The following is a 17,985-nucleotide window of genomic DNA, read 5'->3' as shown; positions in this document are numbered from 1 at the left end:
GTTCCTATGTGACTAAAATCGTTCCGTTTTCAGCAAATGCTGAGAGGCTATTATAAACAGCCTTACGCTAAAATCACCTGTTTAACAAAGCGACTGCCAAAATAGGCCAGTGATAGCAGTATTGCGCCGGTTATCGTTGCAATAATAACCGGGCGACCGCGCCATCCATACAGCCGATGTCCCGCCAATAAAATCACGTAAATCAACCAGGCGATTATCGACAGAATGGTTTTATGTGCCTGACCACTACCAAGCATGTTGTCCAGAAAAACAAAACCCGTCAGTAGCGATAACGTCAGCAGCAGGGTACCGACTTGCAGTAACTTAAACAAGCCAGCTTCTACCGTCATCAATGGAGGTAATGAGGAATGTAACAAGGATGACTGATGGTGTTTCAGACGGAAATTGATGTAGCTAAGCTGCAGGGCATATAAAAATGCGATAACCAGACAACCATAGGCCAGCAGTGCAATGGTAATGTGGCTTATTAATGCAGGCTGTAATTGCAGGTGCATTATGTGATGTGCTGGAATAAGTGCCTGCATCGCAACAATGAGGGCACTGAAGCCGTAAACCATAGGCAACATCAGGGCATTTTGCAGTGAGAACGACGCCAGCGTCATGCTGATGGTGATTACCCAGGCGATTAAAGATGCCACGTTGGTAATACTTAAATCCTGTCCGGGAGCAATGAGTATGGTGTCTCTGAGCAGCAGCATATGGCCGACGAGGGCACCGACTGCCAACAGGTAAGTGAAGCGATGCATCGGACCCTGCTGATGAAACAGGCGGGTTGAAATGCTGGCTGCTGCGCCAATATATGCCAGTACAACCAACCAGTAGAGCCACATAAAGATATTCGTTCCTTCAATCATTTGACGCGAGTTATACCGTTTTGCAGGTTAACTTGGCAAGTATCCTGGTGGGATCTTCGATTGGTTTGGGTATAATCGCAACAATAACCAGTAATCAGATAATGACATGTTTGAGAATTTATCCGAGCGTTTAGGTAAAACGCTGAAAAACCTCAGTGGCAAAGGCCGTCTGACGGAAGACAACATTAAAGACACGTTACGTGAAGTCCGTATGGCGCTGCTGGAAGCGGATGTTGCGTTGCCGGTCGTGCGTGAATTTATCGCCCAGGTAAAAGAAAAGGCAGTGGGCGCCGACGTCGGCAAATCCCTTAACCCGGGTCAGGTCTTTATTAAGATTGTCCAGGCTGAACTTGAAGCCGTGATGGGCCAGGTTAATGAAAAGCTGAATCTGGCGGCTCAGCCTCCGGCTGTCGTCATGATGGCTGGCTTGCAAGGTGCAGGTAAAACCACCAGTGTGGCAAAACTGGCCAAAATGCTGAAAACCCGTGAAAAGAAAAATGTCATGGTCGTCAGTGCCGACGTATACCGTCCGGCAGCAATAAAACAGTTGGAGACATTGGCCTCGGAAGTGGACGTGACGTTTTTCCCGTCAGATATTAGCCAAAAACCTATCGACATCGTCAATGCCGCCATCGATAAAGCTAAAAAGCAGTTTTTTGATGTATTAATCGTGGATACCGCCGGTCGTTTGCACGTTGATGAGCAAATGATGGACGAAATCAAGGCACTGCATGCCGCGGTAAAACCGGTAGAGACCTTGTTTGTGGTCGATGCCATGACGGGCCAGGATGCAGCCAATACCGCCAAAGCGTTTAACGACGCATTACCATTAACCGGCGTGGTTTTAACCAAAGTTGATGGTGATGCCCGCGGCGGTGCGGCACTGTCTGTACGTCATATTACCGGTAAACCTATCAAGTTTATTGGTATGGGCGAGAAAACTGATGCGTTGGAACCATTCCATCCGGATCGTATCGCTTCGCGTATTCTTGGTATGGGCGACGTGCTCAGTCTGGTCGAAGAGATCGAGCGTAAAGTCGACAAAGACAAAGCGCAAAAGCTGGCGCAAAAGGTCCAGAAGGGTAAGGGATTCGACCTGCAGGACTTTAAAGAGCAGCTGGAACAAATGCGTAACATGGGCGGCATGATGTCGCTGATGGATAAGTTACCAGGCATGGGTAATATGACCGCGCAACTGAAAGATAAAGCTAATGAAAAAACCTTTTCGCAGATGGAAGCCATCATTAACTCGATGACGCCAGGTGAACGGGCCAGGCCGGATATCATTAAAGGCTCACGTAAACGTCGTATCGCAGCCGGCTCGGGAACGCAGGTGCAGGATGTGAATCGTTTACTGAAACAATTCCTGCAAATGCAAACCATGATGAAAAAAATGTCAGGCGGCGGCGCGGCGAAAATGATGCGTCGCATGAAAGGCATGATGCCGCCGGGTGGACCTGGCGGCATGTTTGGTCGTTAATTAACGGAAAAATAAGCAAAAAATTTAACCTCACCTACACTTTTCTCGACTAGGTCAAACAACACACAGGTGCTTAGTATGAGAAAACATGTCACTACATTAGTTGGTAGTTGTCTGGTTGTGATCGCAGCCAGTGCAACTGCCGACGACAACCTAAGAATCTCAGGCTTTGCGTCTCTGGTCGGTGGAACAACCCTGGATGGTGACGGTTACTGGGCAAGGTTGCCCGATGCTGCAGGTCAGTACGCAACAGGTTGGGATTTTCAAACCGAATCCCGGGTGGGATTGCAGGGCATTTACACCATCGATAAAAAATTGTCGTTAACCGGGCAGTTAATGATCCGTGGCGTCAATGACTTCGAACCTCAGATGGAATGGCTGTATGCCACCTACCGGGTAACGCCGGACGCGAGCGTCACAGCCGGGCGAATTCGTTTACCGGTTTATCATTATTCCGATTATATGGATGTAGGTATCGCGTATCCTTGGCTACGCGTGCCGTCAGATGCCTACTCTTTGGCGCTAACCAACATTCATGGCGTCAGTTTTAATTACAATCTTGACTGGGATGTCGGGACGACCAGTTTTAAATTTTATACTGGTCAGCAACACACAGATCCAAACAAGTTAATCACCGCCATAGAGCAATACAAAACCGAACAATTGTATGACGACAGTGGTAAATATCGTGGTGTGCGCGATATTCGTACCACCAAGGACTATGAAGATCTCAAAGGGATCGTGGTGGATACGCAAATTGACTGGTTCAATGTGCGTCTCTCCTACCTGACGGGTAAAGAGAAGTTCACATACTATGCAGAAGGGGCTGGCTCCACCCCATTATTTGGTGGCGCGTGGGCAGATACCCGTTTCATTGATGTGTCCGTATCGGCAGACTATGGCAGTATTTTTGCGATTGCCGAATACAATGATTACGACAACATCTACAGCTCCTGGTTTACTTCATTAGTATACCGTACCGGTAATTGGTCACCGTACGTTTTCTACAGTGATTTCAAAGGCGTATTGCGTTTTATCGCGCCTGGTGGCGTCACGGCCGGCTTTGAAGATGGAGTAACTGGCTCACTGGATGACAAGTACCACTCTATTGGTATTGGTGTGCGTTATAACCTCAACCCGCGTACAGCGATTAAAGCAGAGATCACCGACTTTACTGATGAAGGTGATGCCGCAGTGTTTATCGACAAAGATCGGGACGGCAATTCAGATGCGACCGCATTTGCCGTCAGTCTTGATATCGCGTTTTAGGGGGCCATATGAAAAAGCTAAATACTTTGCTGGCTAGCCTGTTGTTAAGTGCCTCTGCCTGCGCGGAGATAGCGGTTATTGTTAATCCTGGAAATAGCGCGGACATCTCCGCCGATGACGTGAAGAAAATTTATTTAGGTAAAATTTCCTCATTCAGTGACGGCAAAGATGCTTTGCCACTGACTCTTAAAGAGGGCAATGCGCTGCGTGGTGATTTCAATCAGCGTGCACTGGGCAAAGACGATGTGCGTTATGTGGCATATTGGTCGAAGATGCTATTCACTGGCGCTGGAGTCCCACCAAAAGAGATGGATAGTGAGCAAGCTATTGTCGAATTGGTGGCAACCAATCCCAATACCATTGGCTTTGTTGACTCAACAAATGTCTCGCCGAATGTGAAAGTCGTTACGTCATTTTAATCTCATCACGCAACCAAGACTGATGAGTCGTGGTTTTGGTTGCGTTTTCTCCATTTATCCGTACAATACTGCGGCCTTCGATCTACGGGTCGGGGCGGTTAACGTTAACGCTGCGGGTAAGTTGGTTTCGACGATCCCACAGGATTATCGGCAGCAACTTATCTACAACGAGTTTGAGGCATATTCATGGTTACTATTCGTTTACAGCGTGGTGGTGCGAAAAAGCGCCCATTCTATCAAGTCGTAGTTGCGGACAGCCGTTGTGCGCGCGATGGTCGTTTCATCGAGCGTATCGGTTTCTTCAACCCGACTGCATCTGGCCAGGAAGAAAAACTGCGCCTGGACCTGGCACGTGTTGAACACTGGGTAAGCAAAGGCGCTGGCCTTTCTGACCGTGTTGCGCGTCTGGTTAAAGATGCACAAAAAGCAGCTGCTTAATTTATTAGACAGCGACAGGTGAAAGTGTGAGTAACGCGTCTGATACAATCATTTTGGGCCGCATCGGAGCGCCTTATGGCGTTAAGGGCTGGGTCAAAATTAACACTTTTACCGATGAATCCACCGGTATCTTCGACTATTCGCCATGGCTGTTAGGCCCAGCGCATAAGCAGGTAACGGTTGACCAATGGAAAAGCCATAACAATGGTTTGGTTGCCAAACTGAGCGGGGTTGATAATCGCGATCAGGCCGAGATGATTAAAAATCTCGATATTGCAATTCAGGCCAGTCAGCTTCCAGAACTGGAAGAGGGCGAGTTTTACTGGCGAGATTTGGTCGGTATGCAGGTTGTGAACGATAAGGGCTACAACCTGGGGTCGGTCAAAGAGTTGTTTGAAACCGGTGCCAACGATGTCATGTTGGTACAGGCGAATTTCAATGATGCCTTTGGTCAAAAAGAACGGTTGATTCCTTATCTAATGGATCAGGTTATCCTGGACATTGATAAGGCCAGTAAAACCATCAAGGTAGACTGGGATCCGGCATTTTAATGGATAACCAACGCTGGTTTGGCCTGGTTAGCCTTTTTCCGGAGATGTTCAGTGCCTTTACCGAGTCCGGGGTGACTGGTCGGGCAGTGCGAAACGGTCAGGTTGCGGTAGAGTTTTTCAGTCCGAGAGACTTTGCCACTGATAAGCATCGTACTGTCGATGACAGACCTTATGGCGGTGGTCCGGGCATGCTGATGATGGTGCAACCGTTAACAGACGCAATTCACGCGGCCAAACAGGCGGCGGGACAAAACGCTAAAGTGATTTACCTGTCACCACAGGGCAAACCACTCACGCAGGCAACAGTAAGACGACTCGCTGATGAAGCGAAACTGATTCTGGTTGCCGGACGTTACGAAGGCATAGACGAGCGCGTGATTGAACGCGAAATCGATGAAGAAATATCCATCGGTGACTATGTGCTCAGTGGCGGTGAGTTACCTGCAATGGTGTTGATGGATGCAGTGGCGCGCTATGTGCCGGGTGTGTTGGGTCATGCAGACTCAGCGGAGCAAGATTCGTTTACTCACGGCTTGCTGGACTGCCCGCACTATACGCGACCTGAAGTCCTCAACGGCGATGCGGTACCTGAGGTGTTACTTAGTGGAAATCACGAAAAAATCAGGCAGTGGCGCCTGCAACAACAATTGGGTAGAACCTGGTTGCGACGCCCTGAATTATTAAATTCCCTGGCTCTGACCGAGGAGCAAGTGCGGTTACTGGATGATTTCAAACAGTCCCACACGCAGCAAGATGACGGTTAACCAGGTAGAGAGGATATGATGAGTAAAATCAGCCAAGATATCATCAAGAAAATTGAGCAAGCTCAGCTGAAATCAGACGTGCCATCTTTCGGCCCTGGTGACACTGTAGTTGTACAAGTACGCGTTAAAGAAGGTGACAAAGAGCGTCTTCAGGCGTACGAAGGTGTTGTTATTGCTAAACGTAACCGTGGTCTGCACTCTTCTTTCACTGTGCGTAAGATCTCTAGCGGTGAAGGTGTAGAGCGTGTGTTCCAAACTCACAGCCCAGCTGTAGCTTCTATCGAAGTTAAGCGTCGCGGTGCAGTACGTCGCGCGAAACTGTACTATCTGCGTGAGCGTTCAGGTAAATCTGCACGTATCAGAGAGAAGCTTAACTAAGCATCTGCGTAGCAGATTCTTATTCACTAAATCTAGTGTTAACGTTGACCCGAAAGCCCGCATCTGCGGGCTTTTTTGTTAAAGGGAAAAGGGAATTAGTGACGTTGAATAAAACTCAGTAATTGATCGTATGGCAGAGGGCGGCTATACAGATACCCCTGCATTTCCGCGCAGCCCAATTCACGTAATAATTCTGCTTGTTTAGGCTCTTCCACCCCTTCAGCGATCAGGGTCAAATTCAGGCTTTTACCTAACTCGATTACCGAGTGCACGATAGACAGATAATTTGGATCGCTGAGCAGATGACGCACGAATGACTGGTCGATTTTCAGCTTATGCAGTGGAAAGCGGCTCAGATATGACAGCGATGAATACCCTGTACCAAAATCATCGATGGATAACATCACGCCTAAATCATGCAGTTCATGAAGCAATGAAATGGTGTCCAGCTCATTGTGCATCGTGGCGCCTTCGGTGATTTCCAGCTCCAGTAAATGGGCGGGCATGCCACTGCTTTGCAGGGCGTGACGCACTTTGTCGAGAAAATCCCGCTGACTGAACTGAATCGGGGAAATATTGACCGCAACTACAAATTCGCGACCGGCATCGGCGAATAATTGCATCGCCTGTTGGCACGCTTTATTTAACACCCAGTCGCCCAAGGGCAGAATCAGACCACAGCTTTCCGCCAATGGGATAAATTCGCCGGGCGAGACAAACTCGCCGTCTTTGTTCCAGCGCAGTAATACTTCTGCCCCGACCATTTGCTGGTTATCCAGTCTGGCCTGCGGTTGAAAATATAATTCAAAGGCATCATGTTGGAGGGCATCACGCATATCGGCGATCAGTTGACGAGCACGCTCAACCTGACTGCCGAGCTGCGCGTCATAAACCGTCCAGCCGGCAACATCGCTTGCTGCGGCTCTTTCCAGCGCCATGTGCGCATAACGCATCATGTCGTCCGGCGCAGTGAGTGAGGTTTGATTTACCACACCGGCATCTATTTCCAGTTGGTGGCTCTGAATCCGTGGATACTGCTCCACGTAGGAAAATAACTGTTGGATCACCGACGTTAAGCCATCTGGTGTCAGGGTAGTAGGGAAGATGATGGCGAAAGTGTGGTCACCCAGATGAAAAACGTCCGAATTGGGAGGCGCAATTTTACTGGTTAACTGACTGAACCCGATCCCCAATTCACTGCACAGTTGTTTTGTCGACTGGCTGCCCATACTGCTGAGTAACTGCGCATGCTGACGCAACTGAATCAACACCAGTGAACTGTTTTGCTGTTCTTCAAATAGCGTTTGTAGCCTGGCCTGCAACTGATATTCGTTAAACAATCCAGAGTCAGGGTGATGGGTTGCCTGATAGGTCAGGCGTTTCTCAGCTTGCTTGCGGGCGGTAATATCTGTCAGGTGGAGATCCCATTCCTGTTGAACCGACAGCCAATGTAGTTCGCATTCAAGCGCATACCCAGCCAGCGATACCTCAAACCGGCGAAACCCTTGAGCGGACGATTCAGCCAGCGCCTGCTGTTTGCTTAACTGCTCGCTTATTTGACGCCAGATAGTCGCATCAGACATGCCGAGTTTATCGGTCAGGCGTTGGTATGCGGGATTACTGAATACAATCTGGTTATGCCGATCCAATGTAATGATTGGATTGGGCGTGCGGTGCGGGAACATCGCCAGACGTTCGCGCTGATTCGATGCGTTAAAGTAGGCATTAATTGCACGGGCGAAAATAAAAATAAGTATGGCGATAGCAAAGCTATAGGCAATGACCAGATAGCGTACACTTTGCACATTGGTATTAGCCTGCAGACTCTTTTGATAAATCTCACGCTGCACATTTTGTTGAAGACGAAGCAATGCGGGTAGGGCGTTGCGTCGCGCTTCACTGATTACCAGCAATTCTTCCCGAGCTGTGTCCCATTGCTGCGCATCGTCGGCGAGGGCCGTGTGCAGATTGTCCGCCGCATTGGTAATCATCATTAACTGCAGATTGACCAGTTCGCGGGCCTCGTGAGTAAAGGTGTTATCTTCCAAATTTTCTACCAGATTGCGTGCCAGCAGGTTGGCCGTTTTAAAGCCTTTGTCGAATACGGACTCATCCTGCGTGGCATAGAATTCATATAAGTAGCGTTCCTGCTCAGATAACTGATTGTTCAGAAGGCGTAAGTTATCGTAAGCCGGAATTTTATTGCGAACTAATTGATTGATATTACTAACAATGTCATCACCACGCAGATATACCAGTGTTGAGATAGTAAAGCCCAGCCCGGCGATCAGAAAAAATAACGTAGTGGAGTGCTTGCTGAATAAGCGACTTATCTGCATGACGTTTTGAGGTAACTTCCTGTGTCTACACCTTAGCACAGAATAGCGTTTAAAGACTGCTTTAAACTCAAGGACTTGAGTAACATTGAAGAAAATAGAGTTGCATGCAGTTTGTTCAATTGGTAAAAAGTCAATCCCCGCATTAAGTTTTAGATTTGTTGGGTGTAAACATAAGTTTTCATTTTGGGTGTGCGGGAAGCATAATATGAGTTCAGAAGCGATAAACAACCGCTACGTTGTTTCAGAAAAAGTCATCATCACGCCTGCACAATTGCAGCAGCAGTTACCAGCCTCCGAGCATGCATTGCAGGTGATTGGTCAGTCACGTCAAACCATTGCCAATATTATTCAGCGGCGCGATCCGCGTTTGTTGGTGATCTGTGGGCCCTGTTCGATTCACGATATTGAGGCCGCCAAGGAATACGCCGTCAAACTCAAAGCACTGCATGAACAATGCAAAGACAGTTTGTTTATTGTGATGCGGGTGTATTTTGAAAAACCACGCACCACGGTCGGCTGGAAAGGGCTGATTAACGATCCGCATCTGGATGGCAGCTTCGATGTGGAAGCGGGCCTTACAAAGGCGCGGGAATTGTTGCTATGGCTGGCGGAGTTGGAACTGCCGGTGGCGACAGAGGCATTGGATCCGATTAGCCCGCAATATCTGGCGGAGTTGTTCAGTTGGGTAGCCATTGGCGCCCGTACTTCCGAGTCGCAAACACACCGGGAAATGGCCAGTGGCTTGTCGATGCCGGTTGGTTTTAAAAATGGTACCGATGGCAGTCTGGATATCGCGATTAATGCGTTGCGATCCGCTGCCAGCGCACACAGTTTTATGGGGATTAACAAAGAAGGTCAGGTGGCTCTGATTCAAACCGCGGGCAATCCGGATGGGCATGTAATCCTGCGCGGCGGCAAGGCACCAAACTATGATGCGACCAGTGTAGCGGCTTGTGAGCAGGCACTGCAAAAGGCAGGTTTACATGCGGGCCTGATGGTCGATTGCAGTCATGCCAATAGTTTGAAGGACTACCGACGCCAGCCAGTTGTGGCCGAGGATGTTGTCACTCAGTTAGAGCAGGGTAATCAGTCCATTATCGGTATTATGCTGGAAAGTCATCTGCATGCAGGTAACCAGGCCGCAGAGGGTAAATCACTGGACCAACTCGCCTATGGTGTGTCCATTACGGATGCCTGTATAGATTGGCCATCTACTGAAAACTTACTTACAAACATCCATCAGCGCCTGTTATCCTTGTCGCCATTACAACAGGCGGGATAAGCGACAATGACATTGTCAGAGGATGCCACGGCGCTATTAGAGCAGCGCCGTCAGTTAGATGGACAACTATTTGAATTACTGGCAAAGCGAATGCACGTGTCGTATCAGCTGGCAAAGCAGCAATGTCAGGAAGGCCATCCGGTCTATGTAGCCAGTCAGGATCGCGCCATCGTAACCGAAATGGTGGCATTTGCGAAAAATGCCGGACTAAACCCGGAATTCGCCGAAGATCTGGCCAAACGTATTCAACGCGAAACCTATCAGGATAGTGATACCTATTTCGTACGCATCAATCCCGACATCAACAAAATCGTGGTGGTCGGTGGTGCCGGTGCGTTGGGGCAGGTGTTTGTGCGATTATTCGAGCACAGTAATTATCATGTGTCGGTGCTGGAAGCGGATGACTGGCCGCGCGCCGATGACATATTACATGATGCGGATCTGGTGCTGGTCGCCGTGCCCATCAAGCTAACCGAACAGGTCATCGCACGCCTGAGTAACTTACCGCCCGCCTGTATTCTGGCAGATGTTACCAGTACCAAACATGCCCCTTTACAGGCTATGTTAGCGGCGCATCAGGGGCCGGTAGTCGGTCTGCACCCTATGTTCGGTCCGGATGTAGGCAGCCTGGCTAAACAGGTTATCGTGGTGTGTGATGGTCGCTATCCGGAAATTTACGAATGGCTGATTCAACAGATGCAAATCTGGGGGGCAAAGGTCATTCATAGCAGTCCCGAGAACCATGATCATGCGATGGCGTTTATTCAGGTGATGCGTCACTTCTCCAGCTTTGTGTATGGCATGCACCTATCGGAAGAAAACCCATTGTTAGAGCAGCTGATTGCCTTCAGTTCACCGATATATCGATTGGAACTGGCCATGGTTGGGCGTCTGTTCGCACAAAGTCCGCAACTCTATGCCGATATTATTTTTGGCAGCGTCGAAGGCAAAGCCTTGTTACAGCGTTTCAGTCAGCGCTATCAGCAGGCATTAACCATGGTCGAACGCGGAGATAAGCAGGCGTTTATTCATCAGTTCGAAGAGATTGCTGAATGGTTTGGGGATTACGCCAAAACCTGTCTGGTGCAAAGCAAAAAGCTGCTGCTTAAAGCCGATGATGACCGCGGTTAGCAGCTGAATTCAGTGTTAAAAATAAAGAGCGCAGATGCGCTCTTTTTTTAGTCCTGAAGTGCCGCGGCGAGCGGTACTTTGGTCGGCGTGACTTCCTCTGTGGGGTAACAGCCGAGCACTTTCAGATAACGGGTAATTGCCCGTAAGCCTTCGATGGCATTTTGCATCGGGCCATCCTGCAGGTTGCCTTCCACGTCGATATAAAACATCTCTTCCCATGGATTGCCAGTAATCGGGCGGGATTCCAGCTTGGTCATATTGATGTTGTTGTCTTTGAGCACCAACAAGGCCTCAACCAATGCGCCGGGCTTTTGCACCGTCGACATCACTAACGTGGTTTTGGCGGGCACCTGAATCGGCACTTTGACCGACTTACGCGCCACCACAATAAAGCGGCTATGGTTTTCTTTCTGGTTCGCCAGGTTAGATTTAATTGCGGTCAGGCCATACAAGTTGCCACCGGCCTCACTGCCAATGGCTGCGGCATGAGGTGATTGCAACTCGGCGACCTTCATCATGGCTGCGGATGTACTGTCACACGGTTTGACTTCCACATTGCCCAGTTCAGCCAGGAAGTGGCTGCATTGAGCGAACACCTGCGGGTGCGCATATAACGTCGTGATCTTACTGGTGTCAGTGTTATCCGCCACCAACAGCGCGTGTTTAATCGGGTGAGTCAGTTCACCAATGATGCTTAAGCTGGTGTGCTGTAACTGATCATAGACTTCGTTAATACTGCCAGAGCTGGTGTTTTCAATTGGTAATACTGCGTAGTCGGCCTGATTGGATTCCACTTTCTGAATGATTTCGGCAAAGCTTTGGCAGCCTAATTCAAGGAACTCACCGGCGCGACGGGAGAAATATTTTTTTGCCGCAAGATAGCTGTATGAGCCTTTGTTGCCCAAAAATGCCACGCGATTGAGCGGTTGGGATTGTTCCGGGTTGGCGCGCTCAGCCAACAGCGCCTGTTGGTTGAGTACCGAGTCTTCGATGATGACGTGAAATAACTGGGTGATAAAGTGGGGATCCAGCCCCAGTTTTTGCCCCTGTTTAATCAGTTTTACCAGTAACTGCTGTTCACGGTGTTGATCGCGGATGGGTTTAGCTGTCTGGATCTTAGCCTCGGCAACCTGATTCGTCAGGCCGCGGCGTTTGGCCAATAACTCCAATACCTGTTGGTCGACCTGATTTATCTGCTCCCGGATTGGGGCAAGCAAATCTTCTGTTTGTGTCATTCTGTGTTGTCCTCACCGGGTTAAAACAAAAAAACCTCCTGAATGGAGGTTTTTAACGGCAAAATGCGGCTAATCCTCCTAACGAGAGGGGGTAAAGAAGCCAAAAAATTTCGCGTATACTTTTTTCATAGGACGAATGTAAGGCTCGAAGGGTAGGCTGTCAACCGCTAATTAGTCCCTGGTAACATTTCCAGTTGCCACACCGTTTTCCCCGGGAGCAACGGCACCGGATCGTCTGCCTGCCAGCGGGTTTCACCGGCAAAGTAGTATGGACTGAGGGGGTGACCTGATTGTGCTGAGGGCATACTCAATATGCCGCTTTGCTCTTGCCCCGGAGCCACCACAAGGCGCTCTGAGGCGCCAAAGCTGTTGGTGGCAACCCGCGGCATAAAGCTGTCACCGGCTTGCGGCACTGACGGCATGTTGGTTAGTGGTGCTAGGGTATCAATAACTTTACCCAACGGATGCTGAAAATAGCTTTGGTTATAAGTGCCCCAACTGGCGGTTTGCCAGTTGCCGGTTTGTTGGTTTAAGTCAGTCAGTGTCGCCAGCCAGGCTTGTTGTAAAAGCTGTTGCCAGTTGTCGTAACCACCCGGCAGTAAATGCTTGGGTTGTTCACTCACCAAGGCCCACATGGCAGTTTCCAACGGCGCGTACAAACTCTTGGCAGATACGGCGGGCTCCTGTTGTTGCAAGGCGGTGAATAACGGTGAAAACAGCAGATGGCGGACTTTTAAGCGAAACTCACGAGTTAGCAGGTAGCCCAATGATTCTGCACTGGCGCGCGCTTGCCAGTTCTGTAGCGCCTCGATAGCGTATGCCTTGCCGGCAAAATCAGCGCCGGGTATAACGTTCTGCAACAACAAATCGTGCCAACGGCTTAAAAACAGTGCGCGATCGTCCAGTTGAATAGCGAATAAATCCTTCTCGTCGATTTGGGGCAGACTGCGCAGTCCATCCCGAATTTGCTGGGCGCGGGCGCCAAGCGCCAACCCGCCATCACCGATGACGGCGAATTCATCACCTAACGTGCGGGCATTCGCCGTCCACAACCTGCCATCCACAGGGTTCACTCGCTGTGGATAGCGTTCTGAGGGAATAAAGCCCTGCCAGCGATTGTCTTTGGCATGACTGTCCAGTACCAAGCGATTATCAGATTTTGGCTGCGCCGGGATAGGCCCAGCCACCGTCCAGCCAATATTCCCGCTAGCATCGGCCAGCATAATGTTTTGTGCCGGCATACCGGCTTGATGGGCAATCCGGACCCCTTCGGTGACGGATGTTGCGGTTTCTATCTGCATCAGTTGCAGGTTTACCCCGCGCGGGTCGTGGGCGACCCATCGCAGCGCCAACGGATTGCCCTGCGCATCCACACCAATGACCGGACCAAACTCAGTGTGTTTAATCCGCAGGGGCTCGCTATCCTGTCCGGCAATATTAATGGTCTCTTGTTGGTAACTGAAAGCCTGCCAGCCTGACTGTGTCAGGTACTGTTCGCCACCCGGTGACACCGTCAGGCGAATCACGTCACTCCAGTCACCCTGAGTATTAGTAAAGCCCCAGGCCAGTTTGCCATTGCTCCCAGCGATCACCATGGGGGTGCCGGGCAAACTGACGCCAACCACAAAATGACGTTGATCGGCGTCCTGCCAGTTTAAGCGCATGCGGTACCAGATATTGGGGACGGAAATGTTCAAATGCATGTCGTTAGCTAACATTGCACCGCCATGGCGGGTGAGGCTGCCGGCGACCGCAAAGTTATTACTTCCGGGCAGCAAATCGCCAGGTTGGTCGAAAGCCTCCCGGCTGCGCTGGTTTATTTGTGCAGGTAGCGGCTCAGTGGGTAGGGATGGCTCCGGGATTATCGAATCATCCAACGGCGCATCCCAGCGACTGCCACTGGCCATTAAAAAGTCAAACCATTGTTCAGGCACCAGTTTGTGCAGAGCATCAACGCTGATATCGCGCTTTCCATCGCTATATTGCAGTTGCATGTACATGCTGTAGATCACCAGGAGTGAGTCTTCTGCCTGCCATGGGATGGGAGCCTGATTCAGTAACAGATACTCGAATGGCCGCATGCTCAGGTCGTGGATACCCTGATTGACGCCGGCGGCGTAATTCGCCAGTAACTGCCGGTGTTGTTGTGGCAGGGTCGGCAGTATTTTTTCAGCTCGCAGGCGAAACTGGTGCAAGCGGCGTTTCTTATCCAGTGGCAGTGCCGCCTGACCGACTAATTCCGCCAGTTCGCCGGCTGCATTGCGACGCATTAGATCCATCTGGAAAAAGCGCTCTTGCCCGTGCACGTAGCCAGTCGCGAACGCCAGGTCGTCGCGCGACTGTGCAAAGATATCGGCGCTCCCTAATGCATCCCGTTTAACGGTCACCGCATCGCTCAGATAAGTGCTTTTTACCTGACCATCTAACGCAGGCAGACTGGCTCGCAGAAGCAAATATAAGCAGGCAATACACAGGAGCAAAATGCCGGAAAGGCTATAGATAAAGAGACGGGCGCGGGACATGGTTTCTTCCTTGATAGGGCATAGTGGCTACCTTAACCAAGGATTGGGCGCAAATCCATCTGCGCCGACTGACAAACTAATGGTTGAGCAGACTGGCCAGGATCTGACGAACCTCAGCAGGCTCGAATGGCTTGTCACACAGGGCATTCACCCCAGTTTGCTGGATATTCGCCATCTTGGCACTGTTAGCTTCGGATGACACCATAATAATCGGAATATGTGCGGTTTCCGGACTGAAACGAATGAACTCAGAGAGCTCACGGCCATCCATTTCTGGCATGTTATAGTCGGTAACAACTAAATCAAACGTCTGGTCTTTAAGCAATGTCAGGGCCAACGCGCCGTTTTCCGCTTCGGCGAATTGTTTGAGTCCCATGCCTTCCAGTACGCGGCGAATATGGTTGCGCGCCATTTTGCTGTCATCCACCAACAACACCCGCAACTGTTCAACATCAAATAAGTCCAGTTCGATTTCATGGGTATTGATCAGATCTAATGACGCGGCCAACGCACGGGATAAATGCACCGGTTCAAACGGTTTGGGCAAAATCGCAACGACGCCGGATTGCTTAAATTCCTCTAACTTTTCTTTGCGGTATTCGCTGGACACCAACATAAATGGCAAAGACTGGTGGGCCTCATTGGATTTGATCTTTTGCAGTAATTCCAGTCCGGTACCGTCGGAAAAATACATAGCACTGACCACTAAATCTGCGCCATGGCCGGCCAGCATATCCCATGCTTCGCCAATGGTACCGGCGCTTTCTACTTGTCCGATACCGGCCTGCTCCAGCATGCTGGTAATAATTTTTCGCTGGGTATCCGAAGGTTCAACCAACAGGATGCTCAACTCTGATAATGCGATATCGTTTGCCATATACTCCTCGTTAACCACCGGCAAGCTTGCTTTTTATACCTTTTTTTTCAAGGACTTGCTGGATTTTTTCACGGTTGTCGCCTTGTATTTCGATGACACCCTCTTTGACCGAGCCGCCGCAACCACATTGTTTCTTTAATTCGGCGCACAGCAATTTTAGCTCAGCATCGCTAAATAGCAGGCCGCTAATGGTTGTAACGCCTTTACCTTTACGTCCTTTGGTTTCTCGGCGTATACGGGCTATGCCATCACCGCTGCGTTGTGGCTCTGAATGGGCAGGGGTGTCAATACGACCTATGCCCGTGCTGTAAACCAGTACAGAATCCTTATTTGACATGCGTTACCTTATTGGTGCAGAAGGGGAGTTACGTTATAGTACCGATTAGTTTACCCAATGCAGTGATATGTGGGTATATATCGATAGCAGTTTATCGGGGAATAATAACAATGAAGCTTGATAACAGGCTCTCCCAGGATGGCACTACCCTTACCATCGAATTAGCAGATAAATTTGATTTTGAAATGGTTCAGCAATTTCGCCAGGCTTATGCCGAGCTGGACAATTCAGTCACCGAAGTGGTCATTGATTTATCACAAACCTCCTATATGGACTCATCGGCATTAGGCATGTTACTCAATATGCAGCGTGTGCTGGGCCAACAGGTCAAATGCTTCAGGCTGATCAATTGTCGGGAAACGATTCGTAATATCTTCCAAATTGCCCGTTTCGATAAAAAATTTGATATTGAATAGCTTATGCGGTTGTTAGTGGTCGATGCCGACCTGTCGCAACGTTCTGCGCTGGCTGCGTTATTGCAGCAACTCAATTACGTCAGTGTCTCGCACATTGATGATATCGACATTGCCGGTGAGCTTATTCATCAGCGCGCCGTGGACATGGTGCTGGTGGACTGGCAAATACTGCAGGCCCAGCCTGATGCGATCAGTCGCTGCAAAAATCTGGCTGGTCAACTGCATTTGCCGGTGTTGGTTATCCTCAATAAACAACAACGACAGCGTCATGCAGAATGCCTGCAGCTGGGGGCCGACGATGTGTTACTCAGGCCTTATCGTCCGGTTATTATTGAAGCTATATTGCGTGCACACAGTCGCGCGCGAATTCTCAGCGAGCAGTTAGAGCAACAAAATCAGGAATTAAAGCGCCATCAGGTCAGCATTCAACGCGAGCACGCGATTGTTGAGCATATCTTTGCCAATGCGCTGGAGATCAACGCTGATGCGCAGCAGTTGATGGATTTTCACCTTGCCCCGGCGAGTAACTTCAACGGCGATTTATTCCTGCTTAATACGTCCTATATGGGCACGCTGTATTTTTTGATTGGTGATTTTACCGGCCATGGTCTGGCCTCGGCCATTGGCGCATTGCCCACTGCCAAAGCGTTTATGACCACCAGTGCCAAAGGGCTGCCGGTCGAAGAGATTGCTGCCACCCTCAATAGCACCTTACGCCAGTTATTACCGGGCGATATGTTTTTTGCCTGTATTGTCGGGGAAATAGATAACGCCGGCGTGCGCATGCGTATCTGGAACGGCGGGATGCCGCCTCTGTTATTGTTCAGCGCAGAAGGCGAGCTGCGCAAAGAATTTAACTCACAGCACATGTCACTTGGGATCATGGAGCCCAATGAGTTTGAGCGTGATGTAATGCAATATATCGCTGAGCCCGGCGACCGTTTGCTGGGTTTTACCGATGGGGTGACTGAAGTCACCAATCAGGCCGGACGTATGTTGGGCGTACAGGGCATCAAACGCTGGCTAAGTGACACCCCGGATATCGATATTCATCAGCTGATAACGCGACTGGAGATATTCCGCGGGCCGGGTAAGCAACTGGATGATATTACCCTGTTCAGTTTTCGCTGCGGCCAGTTGCCGGCGGAAAAAGCGCGGATTGTGCCGCTGATGCCCTGGCATTTTACGGTGACCATCGAGGGAGAGGATATTCGGTTAATCAATCCCATCACTCACCTGATTGAGCAGTTGTCGGCCCAACGTGGGCTGCACCGTCACAGCGGTTATCTGTTTACGATTTTATCTGAGCTTTACGCCAATGCGCTTGAGCACGGCTTGTTGCAACTTGACTCATCCATGAAAGACGATGATGAAGGCTTCAGTGCCTATTACCGTTTGCGAGAGCAACGTCTCGCCGCACTCAATTCGGGTAAAATCCGGATTGAGATGTCATTTAACCCAAGGCAACAGCAAATCGTCATTTGCGTGGAAGACTCGGGGCAGGGCTTTGGTTATAAAGAGATGCAAACGGGCCCCCAAGGATTGGATGCGCTGCATGGCCGCGGCCTGAATTTATTGCGTTGTCTCAGTGGCAACGTTGAATATGCCGACGGTGGTACCCGCGTGACTGTGGTATATCACCTGGATAATTAACCTGTGTTGCCGCGCCCCA

Annotated in this window: 17 protein-coding genes; 11 read left to right on the top strand and 6 right to left on the bottom strand. The window is 49.9% G+C overall.

Translation table 11 applies throughout. The annotated features are described in order from the left end of the window. Positions 1-62: 62 nt before the first annotated feature. Positions 63-851 (bottom strand): inner membrane protein YpjD, encoded by a 789-nt coding sequence (locus TK45_RS08695; protein WP_131258256.1) that lies wholly within the window; start codon positions 849-851, stop codon positions 63-65. Between the two features lie 130 nt (positions 852-981). Here TK45_RS08695 and ffh point away from each other — a divergent pair, with 130 nt between their 5' ends. From ffh to rplS, 7 genes are all read left to right on the top strand, one after another. Then, positions 982-2,355: a signal recognition particle protein gene (ffh, locus tag TK45_RS08690; RefSeq protein WP_131258255.1), complete on the top strand. Its 1,374-nt coding sequence runs from the start codon at positions 982-984 to the stop codon at positions 2,353-2,355. 78 nt (positions 2,356-2,433) lie between these two features. Then, complete coding sequence (locus TK45_RS08685) at positions 2,434-3,624, top strand: porin (RefSeq protein ID WP_131258254.1); 1,191 nt, start codon at positions 2,434-2,436, stop codon at positions 3,622-3,624. Between the two features lie 8 nt (positions 3,625-3,632). Next, entirely contained in the window at positions 3,633-4,043 is a 411-nt protein-coding gene (locus TK45_RS08680; RefSeq protein ID WP_131258253.1) for a phosphate ABC transporter substrate-binding protein, read from the top strand. Positions 4,044-4,229: 186 nt separating this feature from the next. Continuing rightward, on the top strand, positions 4,230-4,481 hold the full coding sequence (gene rpsP, locus TK45_RS08675; protein ID WP_131258252.1) for a 30S ribosomal protein S16: 252 nt from the start codon (positions 4,230-4,232) through the stop codon (positions 4,479-4,481). Positions 4,482-4,507: 26 nt separating this feature from the next. Next, on the top strand, positions 4,508-5,032 hold the full coding sequence (rimM, locus tag TK45_RS08670) for a ribosome maturation factor RimM (protein ID WP_131258251.1): 525 nt from the start codon (positions 4,508-4,510) through the stop codon (positions 5,030-5,032). Continuing rightward, on the top strand, positions 5,032-5,796 hold the full coding sequence (gene trmD, locus TK45_RS08665; protein ID WP_131258250.1) for a tRNA (guanosine(37)-N1)-methyltransferase TrmD: 765 nt from the start codon (positions 5,032-5,034) through the stop codon (positions 5,794-5,796). Before rimM ends, trmD begins: the two co-directional genes overlap by 1 nt. Positions 5,797-5,814: 18 nt before the next feature. Then, positions 5,815-6,174 (top strand): 50S ribosomal protein L19, encoded by a 360-nt coding sequence (gene rplS, locus TK45_RS08660; RefSeq protein WP_131258390.1) that lies wholly within the window; start codon positions 5,815-5,817, stop codon positions 6,172-6,174. Positions 6,175-6,269: 95 nt separating this feature from the next. On the opposite strand, the gene TK45_RS08655 is transcribed toward rplS, so the two are convergent. Continuing rightward, complete coding sequence (locus TK45_RS08655) at positions 6,270-8,513, bottom strand: bifunctional diguanylate cyclase/phosphodiesterase (RefSeq protein WP_131258249.1); 2,244 nt, start codon at positions 8,511-8,513, stop codon at positions 6,270-6,272. Between the two features lie 205 nt (positions 8,514-8,718). On the opposite strand from TK45_RS08655, the gene TK45_RS08650 reads away from it, so the two are divergent. Beyond that, positions 8,719-9,795, top strand: a complete 1,077-nt coding sequence (locus TK45_RS08650) for a 3-deoxy-7-phosphoheptulonate synthase (RefSeq protein WP_131258248.1) — start codon at positions 8,719-8,721, stop codon at positions 9,793-9,795. A gap of 6 nt (positions 9,796-9,801) precedes the next feature. After that, positions 9,802-10,926 carry a bifunctional chorismate mutase/prephenate dehydrogenase gene (tyrA, locus tag TK45_RS08645; RefSeq protein WP_131258247.1) on the top strand — a complete coding sequence of 375 codons (1,125 nt, stop codon included), beginning with the start codon at positions 9,802-9,804 and terminating at the stop codon, positions 10,924-10,926. 47 nt (positions 10,927-10,973) lie between these two features. Here tyrA and pheA read toward each other — a convergent pair whose 3' ends face one another. The 4 genes from pheA to yciH all read right to left on the bottom strand — a co-directional run bounded on the left by pheA (position 10,974) and on the right by yciH (position 15,897). After that, positions 10,974-12,161 carry a prephenate dehydratase gene (gene pheA, locus TK45_RS08640; protein ID WP_131258246.1) on the bottom strand — a complete coding sequence of 396 codons (1,188 nt, stop codon included), beginning with the start codon at positions 12,159-12,161 and terminating at the stop codon, positions 10,974-10,976. A gap of 167 nt (positions 12,162-12,328) precedes the next feature. After that, positions 12,329-14,683 carry a penicillin acylase family protein gene (locus TK45_RS08635; protein ID WP_131258245.1) on the bottom strand — a complete coding sequence of 785 codons (2,355 nt, stop codon included), beginning with the start codon at positions 14,681-14,683 and terminating at the stop codon, positions 12,329-12,331. A gap of 76 nt (positions 14,684-14,759) precedes the next feature. Then, the gene (locus tag TK45_RS08630) at positions 14,760-15,560 is read right to left on the bottom strand and encodes a response regulator (RefSeq protein WP_131258244.1); all 801 of its coding nucleotides are present in this window, start codon (positions 15,558-15,560) and stop codon (positions 14,760-14,762) included. Between the two features lie 10 nt (positions 15,561-15,570). Then, positions 15,571-15,897, bottom strand: coding sequence for a stress response translation initiation inhibitor YciH (gene yciH, locus TK45_RS08625; RefSeq protein WP_131258243.1), 327 nt, complete (start codon positions 15,895-15,897; stop codon positions 15,571-15,573). Positions 15,898-16,007: 110 nt separating this feature from the next. On the opposite strand from yciH, the gene TK45_RS08620 reads away from it, so the two are divergent. Both TK45_RS08620 and TK45_RS08615 read left to right on the top strand, forming a co-directional pair. Continuing rightward, the gene (locus TK45_RS08620; protein WP_131258242.1) at positions 16,008-16,313 is read left to right on the top strand and encodes an STAS domain-containing protein; all 306 of its coding nucleotides are present in this window, start codon (positions 16,008-16,010) and stop codon (positions 16,311-16,313) included. A 3-nt stretch (positions 16,314-16,316) separates the two neighbouring features. Further along, a complete protein-coding gene (locus TK45_RS08615; RefSeq protein WP_131258241.1) occupies positions 16,317-17,966 on the top strand; it encodes a SpoIIE family protein phosphatase in 1,650 nt (549 codons plus the stop codon). Positions 17,967-17,985 lie beyond the last annotated feature (19 nt).

The sequence above is a fragment of the Bowmanella sp. JS7-9 genome (assembly GCF_004329715.1).
In the GTDB taxonomy this organism is placed as follows: Bacteria; Pseudomonadota; Gammaproteobacteria; order Enterobacterales; family Alteromonadaceae; genus Pseudobowmanella; species Pseudobowmanella zhangzhouensis.
Note: the sequence above shows the minus strand (reverse complement) of the source record. Positions and strands in the feature narration are given on the sequence as shown.

Excerpts from the sequence above, each read along its gene's own strand:
- TK45_RS08685 (WP_131258254.1), top strand. The coding sequence starts at position 2,434 with ATGAGAAAACATGTCACTACATTAGTTGGTAGTTGTCTGGTTGTGATC.
- TK45_RS08695 (WP_131258256.1), bottom strand. The coding sequence starts at position 851 with ATGTGGCTCTACTGGTTGGTTGTACTGGCATATATTGGCGCAGCAGCC.
- TK45_RS08620 (WP_131258242.1), top strand. The coding sequence starts at position 16,008 with ATGAAGCTTGATAACAGGCTCTCCCAGGATGGCACTACCCTTACCATC.
- rplS (WP_131258390.1), top strand. The coding sequence starts at position 5,815 with ATGAGTAAAATCAGCCAAGATATCATCAAGAAAATTGAGCAAGCTCAG.
- TK45_RS08615 (WP_131258241.1), top strand. The coding sequence starts at position 16,317 with ATGCGGTTGTTAGTGGTCGATGCCGACCTGTCGCAACGTTCTGCGCTG.
- TK45_RS08650 (WP_131258248.1), top strand. The coding sequence starts at position 8,719 with ATGAGTTCAGAAGCGATAAACAACCGCTACGTTGTTTCAGAAAAAGTC.
- TK45_RS08655 (WP_131258249.1), bottom strand. The coding sequence starts at position 8,513 with ATGCAGATAAGTCGCTTATTCAGCAAGCACTCCACTACGTTATTTTTT.
- tyrA (WP_131258247.1), top strand. The coding sequence starts at position 9,802 with ATGACATTGTCAGAGGATGCCACGGCGCTATTAGAGCAGCGCCGTCAG.
- yciH (WP_131258243.1), bottom strand. The coding sequence starts at position 15,897 with ATGTCAAATAAGGATTCTGTACTGGTTTACAGCACGGGCATAGGTCGT.
- TK45_RS08630 (WP_131258244.1), bottom strand. The coding sequence starts at position 15,560 with ATGGCAAACGATATCGCATTATCAGAGTTGAGCATCCTGTTGGTTGAA.
- TK45_RS08680 (WP_131258253.1), top strand. The coding sequence starts at position 3,633 with ATGAAAAAGCTAAATACTTTGCTGGCTAGCCTGTTGTTAAGTGCCTCT.
- trmD (WP_131258250.1), top strand. The coding sequence starts at position 5,032 with ATGGATAACCAACGCTGGTTTGGCCTGGTTAGCCTTTTTCCGGAGATG.
- rpsP (WP_131258252.1), top strand. The coding sequence starts at position 4,230 with ATGGTTACTATTCGTTTACAGCGTGGTGGTGCGAAAAAGCGCCCATTC.
- pheA (WP_131258246.1), bottom strand. The coding sequence starts at position 12,161 with ATGACACAAACAGAAGATTTGCTTGCCCCAATCCGGGAGCAGATAAAT.
- ffh (WP_131258255.1), top strand. The coding sequence starts at position 982 with ATGTTTGAGAATTTATCCGAGCGTTTAGGTAAAACGCTGAAAAACCTC.
- TK45_RS08635 (WP_131258245.1), bottom strand. The coding sequence starts at position 14,683 with ATGTCCCGCGCCCGTCTCTTTATCTATAGCCTTTCCGGCATTTTGCTC.